At 44.1% G+C, this 16,325-nt stretch carries 22 protein-coding genes; 5 read left to right on the top strand and 17 right to left on the bottom strand.

What is annotated here, in order from left to right; all coding sequences use genetic code 11:
• Positions 1 to 32: 32 nt before the first annotated feature.
• From EB241_RS17445 to EB241_RS21815, 3 genes are all read right to left on the bottom strand, one after another.
• The gene (locus EB241_RS17445; protein ID WP_124234374.1) at positions 33 to 383 is read right to left on the bottom strand and encodes a DUF1493 family protein; all 351 of its coding nucleotides are present in this window, start codon (positions 381 to 383) and stop codon (positions 33 to 35) included.
• Complete coding sequence (locus EB241_RS17440; protein ID WP_124234373.1) at positions 374 to 820, bottom strand: STM2901 family protein; 447 nt, start codon at positions 818 to 820, stop codon at positions 374 to 376. Before EB241_RS17440 ends, EB241_RS17445 begins: the two co-directional genes overlap by 10 nt.
• A gap of 101 nt (positions 821 to 921) precedes the next feature.
• The gene (locus tag EB241_RS21815) at positions 922 to 1,044 is read right to left on the bottom strand and encodes a hypothetical protein (protein WP_267900673.1); all 123 of its coding nucleotides are present in this window, start codon (positions 1,042 to 1,044) and stop codon (positions 922 to 924) included.
• Between the two features lie 195 nt (positions 1,045 to 1,239).
• On the opposite strand from EB241_RS21815, the gene EB241_RS17435 reads away from it, so the two are divergent.
• Positions 1,240 to 2,232, top strand: a complete 993-nt coding sequence (locus tag EB241_RS17435) for a DNA cytosine methyltransferase (RefSeq protein WP_124234372.1) — start codon at positions 1,240 to 1,242, stop codon at positions 2,230 to 2,232.
• Between the two features lie 3 nt (positions 2,233 to 2,235).
• Here the strand turns inward: EB241_RS17435 and EB241_RS17430 are convergent, their stop codons facing one another.
• From EB241_RS17430 to EB241_RS17375, 12 genes are all read right to left on the bottom strand, one after another.
• Positions 2,236 to 3,192 carry a hypothetical protein gene (locus tag EB241_RS17430; RefSeq protein WP_124234371.1) on the bottom strand — a complete coding sequence of 319 codons (957 nt, stop codon included), beginning with the start codon at positions 3,190 to 3,192 and terminating at the stop codon, positions 2,236 to 2,238.
• 2 nt (positions 3,193 to 3,194) lie between these two features.
• Complete coding sequence (locus EB241_RS17425; protein ID WP_124234370.1) at positions 3,195 to 4,367, bottom strand: ParB N-terminal domain-containing protein; 1,173 nt, start codon at positions 4,365 to 4,367, stop codon at positions 3,195 to 3,197.
• A 566-nt stretch (positions 4,368 to 4,933) separates the two neighbouring features.
• Positions 4,934 to 5,125 carry a hypothetical protein gene (locus tag EB241_RS17420; RefSeq protein WP_124234369.1) on the bottom strand — a complete coding sequence of 64 codons (192 nt, stop codon included), beginning with the start codon at positions 5,123 to 5,125 and terminating at the stop codon, positions 4,934 to 4,936.
• A 75-nt stretch (positions 5,126 to 5,200) separates the two neighbouring features.
• Positions 5,201 to 7,453 carry a replication endonuclease gene (locus EB241_RS17415; RefSeq protein WP_233592638.1) on the bottom strand — a complete coding sequence of 751 codons (2,253 nt, stop codon included), beginning with the start codon at positions 7,451 to 7,453 and terminating at the stop codon, positions 5,201 to 5,203.
• A complete protein-coding gene (locus tag EB241_RS17410) occupies positions 7,450 to 8,307 on the bottom strand; it encodes a DNA adenine methylase (protein ID WP_124234368.1) in 858 nt (285 codons plus the stop codon). Before EB241_RS17410 ends, EB241_RS17415 begins: the two co-directional genes overlap by 4 nt.
• A complete protein-coding gene (locus EB241_RS17405; protein WP_267900674.1) occupies positions 8,304 to 8,564 on the bottom strand; it encodes a DUF3850 domain-containing protein in 261 nt (86 codons plus the stop codon). The genes EB241_RS17410 and EB241_RS17405 overlap by 4 nt, the downstream gene beginning before the upstream one ends.
• A 47-nt stretch (positions 8,565 to 8,611) precedes the next feature.
• Positions 8,612 to 8,821 carry a TraR/DksA C4-type zinc finger protein gene (locus tag EB241_RS17400; protein ID WP_124234367.1) on the bottom strand — a complete coding sequence of 70 codons (210 nt, stop codon included), beginning with the start codon at positions 8,819 to 8,821 and terminating at the stop codon, positions 8,612 to 8,614.
• On the bottom strand, positions 8,821 to 9,045 hold the full coding sequence (locus EB241_RS17395) for a DUF2732 family protein (protein ID WP_124234366.1): 225 nt from the start codon (positions 9,043 to 9,045) through the stop codon (positions 8,821 to 8,823). Before EB241_RS17395 ends, EB241_RS17400 begins: the two co-directional genes overlap by 1 nt.
• Before the next feature lie 68 nt (positions 9,046 to 9,113).
• Positions 9,114 to 9,455: a DUF5347 domain-containing protein gene (locus EB241_RS17390; RefSeq protein WP_124234365.1), complete on the bottom strand. Its 342-nt coding sequence runs from the start codon at positions 9,453 to 9,455 to the stop codon at positions 9,114 to 9,116.
• Positions 9,419 to 9,613: a phage filamentation protein Fil family protein gene (locus EB241_RS17385; protein WP_124234364.1), complete on the bottom strand. Its 195-nt coding sequence runs from the start codon at positions 9,611 to 9,613 to the stop codon at positions 9,419 to 9,421. The genes EB241_RS17390 and EB241_RS17385 overlap by 37 nt, the downstream gene beginning before the upstream one ends.
• A 2-nt stretch (positions 9,614 to 9,615) precedes the next feature.
• Positions 9,616 to 10,125, bottom strand: a complete 510-nt coding sequence (locus tag EB241_RS17380) for a phage regulatory CII family protein (RefSeq protein ID WP_124234363.1) — start codon at positions 10,123 to 10,125, stop codon at positions 9,616 to 9,618.
• 31 nt (positions 10,126 to 10,156) lie between these two features.
• Positions 10,157 to 10,378: a regulator gene (locus tag EB241_RS17375; RefSeq protein ID WP_124234362.1), complete on the bottom strand. Its 222-nt coding sequence runs from the start codon at positions 10,376 to 10,378 to the stop codon at positions 10,157 to 10,159.
• Between the two features lie 120 nt (positions 10,379 to 10,498).
• On the opposite strand from EB241_RS17375, the gene EB241_RS17370 reads away from it, so the two are divergent.
• From EB241_RS17370 to EB241_RS17355, 4 genes are read left to right on the top strand one after another with little or no spacing between them, the layout of a single operon-like run.
• Positions 10,499 to 11,083 carry a phage repressor protein CI gene (locus EB241_RS17370; protein WP_124234361.1) on the top strand — a complete coding sequence of 195 codons (585 nt, stop codon included), beginning with the start codon at positions 10,499 to 10,501 and terminating at the stop codon, positions 11,081 to 11,083.
• Positions 11,084 to 11,097: 14 nt separating this feature from the next.
• Positions 11,098 to 11,649, top strand: a complete 552-nt coding sequence (locus EB241_RS17365) for a PH domain-containing protein (RefSeq protein ID WP_124234360.1) — start codon at positions 11,098 to 11,100, stop codon at positions 11,647 to 11,649.
• A gap of 2 nt (positions 11,650 to 11,651) precedes the next feature.
• A complete protein-coding gene (locus EB241_RS17360; RefSeq protein WP_124234359.1) occupies positions 11,652 to 12,671 on the top strand; it encodes a phage integrase in 1,020 nt (339 codons plus the stop codon).
• 4 nt (positions 12,672 to 12,675) lie between these two features.
• Positions 12,676 to 13,428, top strand: coding sequence for a hypothetical protein (locus tag EB241_RS17355; RefSeq protein ID WP_124234358.1), 753 nt, complete (start codon positions 12,676 to 12,678; stop codon positions 13,426 to 13,428).
• An 824-nt stretch (positions 13,429 to 14,252) separates the two neighbouring features.
• Here EB241_RS17355 and EB241_RS17350 read toward each other — a convergent pair.
• Entirely contained in the window at positions 14,253 to 14,717 is a 465-nt protein-coding gene (locus tag EB241_RS17350; protein WP_124234357.1) for a DUF943 family protein, read from the bottom strand.
• A complete protein-coding gene (locus EB241_RS17345; protein WP_124234356.1) occupies positions 14,707 to 15,600 on the bottom strand; it encodes a YPO3983 family protein in 894 nt (297 codons plus the stop codon). The genes EB241_RS17350 and EB241_RS17345 overlap by 11 nt, the downstream gene beginning before the upstream one ends.
• Positions 15,601 to 16,325 lie beyond the last annotated feature (725 nt).

Here is a 16,325-nt window from a genome sequence, read left to right as displayed (position 1 = left end):
CACAGCGCCTGCTTTTGCAGGCGTTTTGCCATTCAGTAAAGCCAGCGGCCTGCTTTAGCAGATTCAATCAACATAGCGATGGTTAATGGCTCCGCTCTCCTGCTTTCAACCTTAAACTCTCTGGGCCGCAAAAAGTTAGGGATCAGGCCTTTACTTGGCGGCCAATACTTGAAAAAGTCGAAGCCAGACTCGTCTATATTGAAGCGTTTGAAGTAGTCTTTCATTATATCGTCGCCGGTTTCTCTGGCCCACGGGTAATCTCCGGTGGAAAGGCTGGTTTCAGACGTAAGGACCGGTTTTTTTTTAGCAAATAATGGCTTCAAATTATAGTTTTCTTCGTACCAGCTTATCACGCTGGCAGCAATATCTTCTTTCAGTTCCATAGCTTATCGCCACCTCTGGCAATAGAGTTATAAGTGTGAGTTGCCCTCCAGGCTATCCGTGTAACATCATTCATGAGGTATGCAATGCCCAGTATTGGCACCCATCGACCGACGAAAGCCCCCAGATTATTAACGTAACTGAAACGTAGGTTTTTAATACTTTCGTTTGTTAGCGTAGGCCAGCGGTGAACACGAAAATTAAGCCAGTGCCTCAGATTACTACTTAATATGGATGTACCGCCAGTTGTGCCACCCGGCTTTCTTCTGGTGGCAAGATTAGGCTGACCAATTATGACAAGGGCCAGTGTGGCAATGTCTTCAACACCAAGCTGTTTTTGAGCTTCCTCCAGAAAAATCCAGAAAAAAAGCTCACCTGCTTTGAGGTTATGCATACCTTTATAAAAATAAGTTCCGTTTAGTTGCTCTGTAGTGTCCATTCTACCCCTCAGAAATATTAACAGTATTCAACAATACCCTATCACAGCATCCCTTCATGATACCAGACGCATACAGACAGCCCTGATGCAGTCTGTCAGCTTCAACAACGAATGGTTTCACCCTTCATCATCGCGCCCGCCAGGGTGCCGCTGACGCCGCCTGCTGCATACATGTTTACCCCCTCAGCGCGCAATGCTATCCCCGCCACGCCTGCCCGCTTCATAGGGCGTTTTTAATGCAATGGCATTACGACATTGATGCCGTGCTGTAACTGACCCTGAGCAAGCATCTGAAGTGACGAAAAAGCATGCAATTTCATGCATAAAGATGCAGTTTTATGCGGTTTGTTTGGAAGCAAACTATCACTGTAAGCTTGACGTCTAAAAAGTTATAATGTCTTCTCTATCGGGGAGGAAGTATGCCTAAAGCTGTTTCATTATTTTCGGGGTGTGGTGGCTCTGATGCAGGCTTGGTTAAAGCCGGTTTCGACGTGGTCATGGCTAATGACATTCTGCCATATGCAAAAGAGGTTTATTTAGCCAATCAGCCTGAAACAGATTATTTGCTGGGCGACATTAGAAAAGTTACAAGTTTCCCTGACGCAGAATTGTTAGTGGGATGTTACCCATGCCAAGGATTTAGCCAAGGTGGTGTCAGACAAGCCGATCGTTCAATAAATTTTCTTTATAAAGAGTTTGCTCGTGCTCTGTCCTTGATTAAGCCTAAGGCTTTTATTGTAGAAAATGTATCAGGAATGCGTAACATTACATTCCAGCATCTATTAAAAGATCAACTTGAACGATTTTCAAGTGCAACAGACGTAGGCTATGATGTCGATTGGAAAGTAATACATGCCCATCATTATGGCGTACCGCAAGAAAGAAAAAGATTAATTATAGTCGGAATTAGAAACGATCTGGGCGAAAAATATCAATTCCCCGAACCAACTCATGGTGACGGTGCACCAGAGCCGTTCGTAACAATTGGAGAGGCGTTAAAGGGTTTACCTGAATGGCCTGTAGGCGAATACTGCGACGATGTGTTTCATTGGTATTATCTGTCCCGAAATCGCCGTCGTGATTGGAATGAAGTTAGTAAAACGATAGTTAGCAACCTTAGACATATACCATTGCATCCTGTCAGTCCCGAACTAAAAAAAATAGAGACTGACAAATGGTCTTTTGTAAATGAAAAACCCGCGCGGCGTTTTTCTTTCAGAGAAGCTGCAATATTACAAGGCTTCAGCAAAGAATATACTAAACATGGTGCAGATCTTATTTTTCCTGATGTTGATTACTATGGTCCCAATACCTTGATGAAAGAAAGGTATAAAGTTGTGGGTAATGCAGTACCACCACCGTTGTTTGAAGCTGTAGTAAAATCTATGCCGGATATCTGGTCAGAAAAATGAGCCCTATGGGTTCATTTTTTTTGCCTTACAGTATTCAATAAGCTCCATAATATCATCTTGCAGAGTCAGAAAGTCATTCTTGTATTTTTCATATGCAATGGTCATTCTTATTCTATCAAAAACGATACCTGCTTCAGTACTAGCCAGCTTAACCATCTCATCGACTAAGATGTATGGAGTTGAGAATACTTTTACACAATCAATATAGGTTAGAGGATGAAACCATTGTTGCAAAGCCTTTAATTTAATATCATTAAACTTTGTCGGCCAATCATTACCACATGCGCATTGCCCAAGTGCAAATAGACGTCCATCTCTTCTATCAAGGAAATCTATCCATGAGACAAAATCAACGCCACTATCCTTAATTTTTACAGCATCATTATCAGTTAAACCATGCTCTGTTCTCCATTTCCATTCGAAAGTGCTCTCCGAAATGCTTTTATTAAGCTTCTGCGCTAACTCAATGTAGCTTGTGGGATTTCCATCAGAACGAGGCCAACCTGTATGCATATGCTTAGCATTAGGGCTAAAAAATTTTGTGAATAGTTCCCCTGCTATTAATTCGAACTTTCTTGGTAATTTTACATTATCTCCTTTAGTTAAATCACCGAATACCGATATACAAAGACAGAATAAATAAACAATAGAAGGATCATCTTTGAGCGTTAAGTGATTATCTTTATATTCAAAAGGATAATAGTCTTCTAAGAGTAATGATCGCCATTCGATATGTTCGGCAATTTTTCCTACAATAATATCTTTACCATGATCTTTGATCATCCACTCTTCATCTTGCGGGCCATCTAAATCATCAATTTCGTCTTGAATGGAACCAGCAATCCTATCATCTTCTATTCCAGAATCAATAGAGGCATTATAATCTAATAATGCATTAAATTCTGCCTGATCAGCATCAGTTGAATACATCTGGATTCTATTGCGTTGTCCATAATTCACAATTAAAAATCCTCATTCTCTTTGCCATTAATTGTATCTTGTACTGAGGTACGAAACGTCCTGAATTGCTTACCAACTTGATCTATATACCCTAAAATGTCTATAGCAACATCTCGGGGTAAATCCTCTCTTCCAATCCTGCTAACGCATTCGTCAAGATTTGTTCTAACATCTAACATCAGGTTTGTAAGCCGCTCACCTATAGGCTGAGTTAGATCTGCAATTTCTTCAACATCCTTGCCTTGTTTTAAGAGAGCTATTTTCTCAGGCGATGTAACTACTTCAGCGAGAACACCTAAATTTCTTGAATCTTTTACTTGTGAATTTAAACCTTTTCTTTTATTACCAAACATTGCTGTCATTAGCAATTTAGCGTTCTCAATCTTGCTGTCTTGTATAGGATTTGCAGAAGTAGGATCATCTGATAAGCCTACAAAATCTTGAATACTTTTATATCCTAAAAGCGTGTATACCCATGAAAACGGATAACTAGTATTACTTCCCCTTCCCTTTTTTACACTATCCGCTTTATCATATTTACCTGTATCTTCCATCTGTTTGATAAAATGATATCCTGTAAGTAGTCTTTTAATAGTGCTATGACGATCCCCTATCATTGTTGAGATATCGGATACAGACATATCCCCTTCATTTATTGTCCGAGCTATCCATGCTGCTTTAGCATAAGAATCCCAATCTTTAGTCGATACTATGTGTCGGACACCAAGATATGAAATTAAAGACTTTTTATCGACAAGGTCTCCATCTTCAAAGACAATTGACGGGATAGGAGAAATAGCCGGAGATCCATGATTAATATACTGATTTATATATTGCTGATGTAGATTAATCTGGTCTCTCGCGCGATCATCTGACATTAGTATTAGACAAGCAGCAAGTCGTCTATTACCTTCCATTACAGTAAAGTTACCATTGGCAAGTTTTTTTACCACCATTGGTTCTGCTGAAAAATAACCATTTACCGCTATGGAACTAATAACATCAGTTACGCCATAATTCTTTACTATATTATTCAATACATCTATTTGTGTATTAGAAGAAGATATATCCTCTCCAAACCTCGGGTTTTCAACATCTAACTCAAGTTTGGCAAGTTCAAGATATTCTACTTCTTTATGTCTCAAACTCTCTTTCACATCTTCAATTTTTTTCATCAGGACCTCTTAATTTAACCATTAAGAATAATTAGCTATTCCTAACAAATATTAATAATATATTACTTAATAATTTTAGTTGTTACATTACAATGAAATCCCTTCAAATACTACTTGATTCGCTACAGTAAAGTTAAAACAAACCAATAATGATAGAATATACCTATCAAAAACGCACGTTAATGCATATTTTTCCTATTAATCTTTTTTGAAATCCCTCATGCAACTTTAAATTGCAAATTACATCAAGTTTACAGAATTTTTTTTGAATTTATAAAAGGTATGATTTTATCGTTTTTCTGTAAAGGATATGAAATCCTTATAAATTTTAATATCGGAAAATCAATAGTCATCTTAAATGAGCCGTTCATAATATTGATGTTAGAGATTACTCCCACAAATAACATTGATGAAGAAATTCTGTTTTTGTATTTCTTAATATATATTCAGCAATAAAGACAATGCTATTTCCCTACTGCGCTTAGGGGCCATGCGAATTGCTCAGCCTCGCTTCTGCCCACTTTATGCTTCGTTATTACTTTCAGCAGCATGCATAAGCAGTACCTTTAATTACTAAAGGGAGTTGCTGAAAAGATGACTGAAAACTGTCTGTTTTTTAATATGCTGTCCGCTGCAATCTCCGCAATGAGATTCAATGCGATTTCCCTGTCTCTCTCCCGACAAACACCTTCTGATGCAAGTCTTGCAATCAATTCAACACGTTCCAGCCGGACCTGTTCTTTTAACTCTTCGTCCATTTTCCCCTCAATACACAATACTGTACATAAATACAGTATAAGAATTTTGTAAGATTGTGAAATCCTTTTTTACTGTTAAAGCAGATTACTCCTGGTTTTTACCCGATTCGCCAGATTGTTAAATCTCGCCATTACCGCTTCTGCCCTGCCTCTGCTCCGTGGTCGCAGTAGTTCCCCCAGTGCGGTCGCACTGAACCACTGACCGGCAATCTTTGTATCGGTGCCACCTGTAAGGCGGGATGCCAGCCCCCGGCTGATGGTTTCACCGCAGATATCGCGGATTTGCCCTGTAACACGGGCACAGGCCGCTTCCTCTTTATCTGAACGCCTGAACACTTGAGGCGCGGCGGTGGGTTGCTCTGCACGAATCCTCGTCAGATATTTACGCCGTTCTTTCCTGCTCATACCTTCAAAGTCCACAACCGGCAATCTGTCCGGCCTCGTCAGATCCTCAGATCCCGATCTCCCCGTACAGTTATTGACAGAACTCCGAGAGGGCGCGTTCGCGCCCTGAAGGTCAACGGCCAAATCAACGGCCCGCCTGGCGACAATCTTCCACTGTGTCAGGCGGGTTAAAATCGGGGTATCGTCTCCAACGGATGTGGCGTAGACACCTTTAATACGCAGCGTTTCCTCGCCGTATTCGTTGTAATCTTCGCTCGCCTGATACCAGGTACGCACGGCCAGATCGTCACGGCGAACAAACGGGCCACCCTGTACATTGACATATTCCGCCCAGTCACCGGCGTCAGCCGCATCATGCGCCGCAGCAAACTCCACGCTTAAGCCCTGCGCGGCTTTGCTGTCATCCATGCGCCGCAGTTCCCGATAAACCGTCACCGGAGCACCACCGATAAACTGAAACTGACGGATACGCCAGCGCGCTGCCCATGCAGAAACGGCGGGCGCGGTTTCCTTCAGTGCTTTCCCGCTTTCGTCGTCCAGCTCGCCGTCGAGCGCATAACCGTCGATGTTCTTGGAGATGTACTTCGCCACGTAGCCGGTTGCGCTGCCTTTTTCCGGGTCAATGGCTTCAGCGTGAAAGCGTGCCTTACGGGCTTTATCCGTGGTCAGCTCGCCGCTGTTCTCCTGATACGCATAATCACGCAGGATCTGGCGAACCCGCTCAACGTTTTCAGGCAGCATGAACATCAGCATATGCCAGTGCGGCGTTGCGTCGTGATGCGGTTCGGCCACGCGGATACCGAAAATGCGGATATCTTCACGGTGCAGCTTTGCGCGGACTTTCTGCCAGACGCTGCAAAGATAGCGCTGTGTGTCTGCCGGGCTGGCACCATTCCATTTACGGTTGCGGTGGCCGGTTTTAATGGTGGCATGATAACGAGATGGAGCGGTCAGGGTGTAAAACTCGCCAACATATCCCATCTGATTGCAGATATTTTCAAAGCCACGGATGCGGGTCATCAGCTCACAGCGACGTATGGCCGGATTTGCCACGCTGCCGTCGTATTTTTCAATCAGGCTGATGCGGTTGCCTTCCTCGTCTTCCAGCTCCATTCCTTTGAGAAATTCGCGGGTGCGCCGCTTCTGTTCCCGCCATTCGATAACGGTCATGCTGCTGGCGTAAGGCGTCTTTTTTTTGCTGACGTTCGCCAGCGCAATCTGAAGATGTTCACGCCACGATGCCGCGACGCGACGCAGGCGTCCTTTCCACCATTTTTCAATCTGCATACGCATGATCGCCGGTGTCACTTCTTCCGGGTCAAACAGGCGGGAGGTCACTTTTTCCCACAGCGGCGGGGTTTGTTTCAGTTCGCGGGTGATGGCGGCGGCGGTCATATAAAGGCGGTGCGTGTACTGATAATCTGACTGGTCGCCCGCCTGCCCGTGGGCCTGAACCATTTCGGCCAGCATAAAATGCGCGATATCCCCGGCCAGCAGATCGACATCTGCCCGCGCCATTTCCGGCAACCGGTTAAAGCGCCGCATCAGCTCCCACAGCGTCCCGACCGCACGCCCGCTATCTTCAGCATTATCCGACAGCAGTCTGAATGTGCTGACGTCCATTTCATCCAGGCGATACTGTGCATTGACCTGCTCAAGGCGTGGCAATGTCCGCTCAACGAACGTTTTCGTTAAGTAGGCATTGGCCCGCTGAACCCCATGTTCTTTTTCCAGCTCAGTGAGGCGGCGATTGATATCAAGACGCACAATCGCGGGCTGTGCCTCCAGTAACTCACGCGCATGTGAAACAGCCGCGATCAGTCGATCACGGCGGCGAATCTCTTCGTAAGTCAGATAAGGGCTGGCGATGGCTTCCCGTGGTGCGTTCCACGGGTAAGCGTGTCCCTGCTCGATTGCATTCATACCCGCACCTCATGAAAAGCACAGCGGTCAGGAGCACCGGCAGGATCAAGACCAATCCAGTAAGGGGGTTGAGAAACAGCGATAATTTCCACTGCCGACTTACCGTCACCCGCAGCCACGCCCATGCTACGCTTTGCGGTGATACGGTAGCAGGTGAAATCACGATAAAGGGAACGGGCCAGCAGAGTGTCGCTGTTGGACACGATAACCGGATGGCCTTCTGATGACCGGCGCACAAGAACAGAGGCCAGATGATACTGATCGCTCTCTGTAAAACCGGCAGTGTGATAACCGCTGAATGTGCCATCGTAGGGTGGGTCGCAGTAAACAACGTCGCCCGTCTGCAACATCGCCAGCGTCTCGTCATAGCTGGCACAAATAAAGGTGGCACGTTTCGCTTTCTCAGCAAAAGCAAAGACTTCATCAACGGGATTGTAGGGCTGTTTATAATTGCCATACGGCGTATTAAATTTTCCCTGTTTGTTATACCGACAAAGCCCGCGATAACAATGGCGGTTTAAATAAAAAAAACAGGCTGCACGCTGAATATCACTCAGTTCCGTGCTGGAGTTAAAACGCTCTCTAATTAAGTAATAGCCTTCGGCGTTATTGAAATCTCGAAAATACTCGCGGGTTTGAGCAAGAAATCCAAAGAGGTTTTTAGCAATAACCCGGTACATATTAATCAAGTCGGGATTAATATCGGCAATAAGATATTGCGGATAGTCCGTCGCCATCATCACGGCACAGGAACCCGCGAACGGTTCAACCAGTCGCGGGCCAGCAGGCAGATGCTTTTTCAGTTCGGGCATGATGGCGGTTTTGTTGCCCGCCCATTTAAGGATAGTGCTCATTGCTCGCCCTCAATATGAGAGTTAATTATCAACTGAGTATCATTTTCATTAATCGGGCTAATCGACAACACTACCCAGCCACTGGTAATAGAAAAAATCCCCAACGGTAAAATATGCGTAACTTTCACTAATAATTTAGAACCTTTATATACCCCATCCCATTCACGGAGTAACAGGAAGTCACCGCATTTGAAATCGCGATCATTTACTCTCAACTCTGCCTTTTTGTCTCCGCTGACAACCGCATTAAAATAAATCGGATCTATTTTTTAACTATGAATTACGCTCATATCACACCTCATTGTTATTGTTTAACTTTCATCTCAGTAAATTCCTGACAGGCAACGCAGCGGGTAACACCCTGCATTGCACGGCGTCGCGCTTCAGGGATTGCTGAATCGCAGTCTTCACAGAAAGAGGCGCTAACCGTCACCGGGCGGTGAGTGACCAGCGCAATATTGCGCGCCAGCATTTCTTCGGTACGTTGCTGTACCAAATCCATCATGTCAGCCATTAATGCAGCTCCTGTGATTCATGCTCAAAACGTAACGCCTCATGACGCAGCAACTCTGCAACTTCTTTATGGTTCAGCTCTTTCCGGCAAATGGTAATTGCCAGTGCCTCAAGACGAATTGAAACCGCCAGCGCTTTATCTTTGCGCTCCTGATTGCGGGCGTCCAAAAGCAGCTGACTGAGGTAAATATCATTGGCTGATGGGTAAACCTGTTCTTTATTCATCGTGTTACTCCTGATTTTGGGCAAAGCAATGCCCGACGGGTTGACGTCATTTATTTAAATAAGGGTGATTAATTAGGCAGCGTTAATCTTTTGGGAAATAAACTCACGACTGCACGGAAATGATTCATCGCACGGATAAGCGAATTTCTTTCATCAGTGGTCAGATCATTAAAATCAAGCTCATGGCGGTCGGTCTTAATATTTGCCAGATAAAAAATGGCGCTTAATGCCCGTTTATTTTCCTGATAATTACTGTCCCTGACATCACGCATATCATCCATAAATCGGGAAATATCTTTTTCGCTATTATCGCCAAATAATCTTGTACGCAATTCAGCAACGTGATTCAGGCCAGCGGCCCTTTTACCCGTGGTTATTGCAACCAGTGCGGATTCAGCTTCGATAGCCATAACTGACCTCTTTTCTTTGTTTTCTTATTAACAGCTGATTTCTTTTCACTCAAAACCGGATGCCAGCGTTTACCGTCTTCACCCATAATCCAGCCGTGGCCGTAGGATACTGACGGGCTTTGACGCTTCAACAGGGAAGCCATTGAGATTGTCGTCATGTTCAGCTCAACCCGATTGAGGCACTCAGGCCGCTGATGACATCCACGGTGTTAGCCAATGCAGGGCTGGAATGTACGCGGGTCTGAACACTCAAACCGACTAACGACAGGCAGCGGATACCCGCGTTAATATTTTCCATAAAGGCGCTTTTGCCGGATGCGGTCAGCTTCTGGCCCGATACAGCGGCAGCGGCAACCTTCCCTATTTCTGATGTTGCCTGCAAAACGTAATGTGTCATGCGTTCGGCTTTGACTTCGTTTAACGGCACAGCCGGCATACATTTCATTTGCGCCAGCAGGCCGTCGATCAAAGTGGCGTCTTCAGTAATATCGGTGATTGCGGCTATTTCCATTGCGGTAAGCTGATGGACCTGATCCGGGTTCAGCTTGTTACGCAGGGTCTGATGGTTCATTCCCAGCTTGTCGGCCAGCTCACGGAGGTTATGGCGACTGGCAAAGTTCTTACAGGCAGTATCAAAGTGCGGTTGTTTGGAAACCTGATAATCAAACATGATTCACGTCATCCTAGCTGATACGATTTTTTCAAGCCTGAAGTGAAATATTGCATTCACTTAATGCCTGAATGGTAAGTGCTGCCATATTGACTTCGACCAGGCTCTTTTTCTGTTTTCCTTTTGGCTTAATGGGCAACTTTCCGTATTCGATCATGTTCTTAGCCGTTTCCTTTTGGGTCCCGGTCCGGCGGCAATACTCGTCTAATGGCAAATAGGGCTCAGGTATCACAATTGTAATGTTGGGACGCATGGGGCAAACTCCGTTAGTTAATCCGATAGGTCAATATCGGGCAATATGTGTCAATGTTTCCTTAAACCTACAAAATGAAGTTTAAACTCACTTCGTGAAAACATGCAAGGTTAAAATTTCGTGAACCTACAAATAAACTTCACTCAAGGCGGATCCGCAGTTCTGGACCGGGTTATCGAAGCGTATGGATTTAGCACGAAACTCGCTCTTGCCGACCATCTGGGGATTGCAAGTAGTAGTCTCGCCAATCGTTACAAGCGTGATTTTTTCCCTGCTGATGTTGTAGTGAGATGTATGGCTGAAACCGGTGCGACACTGGAATGGCTGGCTACAGGTAATGGGCTAAGGCACAATGACGGTGAGTCAGACTTAATGACTATCCCGCGCTATAGAATCGTTGATGGACAGCTTCTTGATAACGGTACTTTTACACTTGATAAGAATGTGTTTCTGCCTGGCAAAGACATACCGAAAAGCCCTGTATGCGTAGTGGAAGGTACGACTCAATACATTATCGATAAAGATTTTGGCGAAATTTACGATAACAGTTGGTTGATTGAGATTGAAGGCAAAACCAGCGTAAGAGTACTTACACGTATTCCTGTTAAAAAAGTACGCGTGTCCGGTGTTGGTGCAGGATCATCTTTCGACTGCTCACTTGATGAAATCAATATGATTGGCCGCGTTGCTTTGACAATAAATTAGCTAAAGGATTGATTATGTTAGACTATGCAAAAGCGACTGAAACACAATTAAAAGAAGAATTTAAAAGGCTTGCGCAGGTCGTCGGCGATATTCCTTTTGGAACAAAGAAAGAATTTTTTCACCTGCCTAAAATCCTGAATGCGTCGGAGCAACCTTTAGCCATTGCCAGCGGCATGATGGACGGAAATACCTGGCTAATTACTTTGACTAATCACCGCATTATCTTCCTGGACAAAGGGATGATATTTGGCGTTAAGCAGGTTGATGTAAATCTCAAAAACGTCGTCAGTGTCGGAGGTAAAACCGGCGTACTACTTGGCGAAATTTCTATCAGCACAAGCGGACAAAATTACACCATTAAGAACGTACAAAAAGGTACTGTTGTCCCCTTCACTAATCTCATCAATGCCACCCGTAATGCCCTTGACGAAAAGCCGCGATCCGCAGAAATCAGCGTCTCAACTGATGTTGTCTCACAGCTAGAACGCCTTGCCGCGCTAAAAGAGAAAGGTATTTTGAGCGATGAAGAGTTCCAGCAACAAAAACAAAGGATTTTAAACAGCTAATTATGCCAGTCAGGAAACTCCCTAACGGTCAATGGATCGCTGATTTTTATACTGTTGATCGTAGTAGCGGAAAAGATGGTAAGCGCGTCCGTAAAAAGTTCTCAACCAAAGGCGAAGCTTTGGCGTTTGAGAACTATACGCTTGAGAAAATTGAAGCTGCCCCCTTGCTGGGCGAAGCGAAGGAAACACGTCGGTTAACCGATCTCGTTGAATTATGGTTCAGCCGCCACGGCATCACGCTTAAGGACGGAGAAAAACGCCGGAGCACAATGACCTGGGCGTGTGAATGTATGGGCTTCCCGCTTGCCTCAGAATTCAATGCCCAGCTTTTTACTGCCTATCGTTCTAAACGTCTTGCAGGACATTTTGCCCGAACCAAGCGGATCAGTAAGGTTGCGCCGCGCACTCTAAATCTTGAGCTGGCTTATTTTCTTGCCGTCTTTAACGAGCTGAAAAGATTAGGCGAATGGACATTAGCAAATCCTCTTGAAAACGTTCGCCATTTCCGCGTTGATGAAAGCGAAATGGCTTACCTGACAGCAGAGCAAATAAATATCCTCCTAGAAGCATGTACGGCCAGCTCGGCGAAAGACCTGTTGATGATCGTTAAACTTTGCCTGGCAACCGGCGCACGCTGGAGCGAGGCAGAAGGCTTAAAGCGTTCGCAAGTTTCAGGGCAGCGCATTACTTTTGTTAAAACTAAAGGTAAGAAGAACCGCACTATTCCAATTTCACAGGCGCTGTCTGACGAACTACCGAAAAAGAACGGCGCACTTTTCACGCCCTGTTACTACGCATTCCGTTCAGCTCTTGAACGAGCTGGAATTGAGCTTCCTGACGGTCAAATGACGCACGTATTGCGGCATACCTTCGCCAGTCATTTTATGATGAATGGCGGCAACATTCTGGTGTTACAGCGGATACTCGGACATACCGATATCAAAATGACAATGCGATATGCGCATTTTGCACCTGACCATTTTGAAGATATTCTTAAATACAACCCTCTTAATACGAAATAATCATATGAAAGAAAAAGGCATTTGTTATTTTTGCGGAAAAGCAGCCGTTAGTAAAGAGCATGTACCTCCGCGTTCTTTGTATCCTAACGATGATAAATTCCGTCATTCCCTAAAAAAGGTTCCCTCGTGTGATGAACACAATGGGAAAAAGTCTAGCCTTGATAATAGAATGTTTACTTTCCTTGTAGGCACTAGTAACAATGTAAACAAAAAAAAGGAGTTGAGATCGCTCAGAGATAAAACAATTAGAGCCATGAAGAGAGATATAACTCTCTTCAATAAAATTACAAGTGATGCCAGGGTTGTGAAAAGAAAGCTAGGTGGGTTAGATTTATTAACTCCTGGCATGGAAAATATTGAGGCTCTAGTAGATTACAATGATCATAAAAATTATCAAGAAAGTATATTAAGGGGACTATATTATCATACATTTAACATGCCTTTTTCAAAAGAAATTTATATAATACCAAGGGCATTCATAGGTTTTGACGCAGACTTTGATAATATAAAGTCCATTTTAGGCATAGATGAATTTGAAGATAAAGTAAAAAACAATAAGTGCGAGATGAGCGGCGATTACATATTTCAACATAGTGTAATTTATGAAGGTGACCTGGTTATTATTCATGCGTGTATTTACCAAGAGTATTTTTTTCATGGGATTTTTTGTGATAAAGATTTACATAGTAAAATTTTAAATCTCTTTGGTGATGATTGCCTTACTAAAAAATTTAACGGTTTTCAACCTGGTAGCTAGCTACGAATCCAAGTGTAATGTGTCACAAAAGTGTCGCTGAAGATTAGGTTTATTGCCCTATATTGCCTTATATTAACTTCATAACTTATTGATTTTAAGGTAAGTCATTGTTTTTATATGGCGTATAATGGCTCTCATAATCGCTTGGTCGCTGGTTCAAGTCCAGCAGGGGCCACCAGATTTATCAAGGGCTTGCATGAAAATGCTGGCCCTTTTGTTTTTTCGGGGATATGCCGGGGATATTTTGAAACGGTAAGCATGGTGCATTATGGTCGTTTATTGGCCTTGCCGGTTTGACTTACCATCCCCCTCTGGACGAAGCCAACCGGTGAGACGCCGCCCTTCTGGATGGTAGCCTGCCGCATTGGCGCTGATAGTGCCTAGCCAGTTTATCCAACATGTCCTCAGAAACACGCGGATACTTCATCCTGATCCCTTCTCTCAGAATCTTGCACATGATGCCTCTCATGATCCGTTCTCCTGGGTCAGATTGTTTGCCTGAATGTATATTGCATGGGGTGTTTTCAAAATACAGCATACGGGCACGATAAAAACCTCATGTTGTGCATGAGTCAGTTATGTTTCGCTCACGTAGCGATACGGGTAAACCTCACTCTACCCTCACGGTCCTGCTGCGGTTCACGTGCGCGTAGTGATGTAAAGAAAACCTTCAACGCGCGCGTAGTGATGCCTGGAAAATCTTGAAGGAGGGTAGACAGAGTGGTATCTCGTTGTACTGACGACCTGTATATCCTGGCTTTGTATCTACTCTGGATGCCGGGGAGGCTACTTCTACCGGGTTAGCCTAAATAAGATAAGCGGTTTCATTCGAGTTTCACTTTTACAACTTCTCCATTTCCTTTTAGCTGATAGATTTCGCTGTCAGTGGTAAACGAAATTCCCATATTCCGACTTTTATCTACTGAAAAAATTCTATTTTTATCAATGCAGTTTTCAGGTGGTTTCATATCCCCGAAACAACGACGGTCATATTTTTCTTCTTGTTTATAACCGTCACCAAATAACCAGAAAATAATAGTAAAATCACCGTCTTTTTCAGGGCTTGGAATGTTGTATTTTTCTTTTATTATCTCCTTGTTTTTTATCCACCAGTTTATTTTCCCTTTGTCACTATAAGGAAAATTTTTTACTAAAACTGAACTATGACTGCCATCAACATGAACTGCAACGATTTCCACCGGACGCACTGACATCCAGATAATGTAAGATAGCAGAGCGAAACCGATCAAAAGAAGGCTGTAGAGCATTTTCTTATTTTTAAATTTCATTACGTTCTCCGAAAATTTCAATTGTGGCTTCCATATTCGTCATGAAAGGTTTAAAGCCAAATTGATTATAACGTTGGAGCACAAACCAAATTCGAAAAAAACGGAACTGGTTGAACTTAAACTTCAAAACATCATCATCATCATCATCATCATCATCATCATCATCATCATCATCATCATCATCATCATCCAGCCCAAAATGATCCTGGATTTTGTAATGCACAACTGCCTGGTAGTGGTCATTCCCGATATGAAGTGATTTTATAGTGATTTGAGTTGCCCAGGTATCGTGAACGGTAATACCCATGCCATTAAAATTATCCTGTAATCTATCAAATTTAGGAAGTCTCCCATCAAGTACTGCCTCTCTTAATTTTTCTTTTTTGTTTTCAGGGTAGCTTTTGGTAGTCCAGTCTATATTGCCTTTAAAAGCCTTTTGTAATAACAATCGAGTACTGTTTTCACTCGATCTGTCATTTATGATCTGTTCCCTCAATGCCCTGTCCAAAGACATATCCCGAAAAGGTGTGCCGTTACCATTTTGCATATGGGTAATCATTCTTTCAATCAGGTGTCTGTATGGTCCGTAAGTAGCAAATGCTCGGGACAGGTGGCGGAATTCATCAAACAGAATACTGGCGCACTTCTGGCGGGTGATTTTCTCTCCTGTACCACGGGAGCCATGAAACATCGACTGCGGCTGGCTGAACGGGGTGATTTTTGTCAGTGTGTAAGGATTTGCCCTGGTGGAAACGTCCACCAGATGATAATCCGTTTTCAGTTGTGTCTCCGTTAAGTCGCCATAACGCATATCTTTAGCGCCGTAGTCATCCATCCATTTCTGAGTTTTAAAAATAGTGCAGGGAAATTGCAAAGCTGACATGAAATCGCGTCCTTGTGTGTATTGGTCCATGAAGTTGTTTACAGAGTGACAAATCATACCCTGCTTAAACTGTCTGTAAATGTCCGGTATCATGTTGGGCGAGGGAATTAAGAATTTCGCCCAATTTTAGAAGAGGCAGATAGCAAAAGGCTCACACCTGAAACCCTGGCTATGTTGTGGTATTTCCAGTTTTTAGTACCACTCAGTCAGTTCTGTATGTGCGCCAGGCTTTAGGCCACACCCGGTCGCCGTTCCTGCCACAGCTTCAAATGATGAGTATTATCGGAATTAAATTTCTAATTTGGCGGGTATAAAAATTCGACGGGGCGGGCAGGCCGGGGAACATTGAACTGTAGAAATCAGATCTCCCCATCCTCAGGAAAAAACTTTTCATTTCGCGATTCAGCACGGAAACCGGGACGGGCGGTCCACAGGTAGTGTGCTGCTGAAGTTTTTCTCCACCCCGGCCCGCAGGCGTTCAGCAGACACCACAGCATGAGATTTCCAGGGCTATCATATTTTTCCCCTGTTCCGCCCTGCTGTCAGGGGGAGTATTTTCTGCGCTTTTGTCAGACTGGCCCCCCATATTATGACCTGTCAGCAACACGAATTTTCCCCGTGCTCTGGCTGGCATAGTGAATCCCGGCACACTGGCGGCACACCAGCGCATTGTCATTTAAATAAAGGGTCGTGCGCCGTGTCTGGCAGGAGGGGCAAACGTACCA

It is taken from the genome of Erwinia psidii (genome assembly GCF_003846135.1).
In the GTDB taxonomy this organism is placed as follows: Bacteria; Pseudomonadota; Gammaproteobacteria; order Enterobacterales; family Enterobacteriaceae; genus Erwinia; species Erwinia psidii.
The sequence above is the reverse complement of the archived record's forward strand: the minus strand, read 5'-3'. Positions and strand labels throughout refer to the sequence as shown.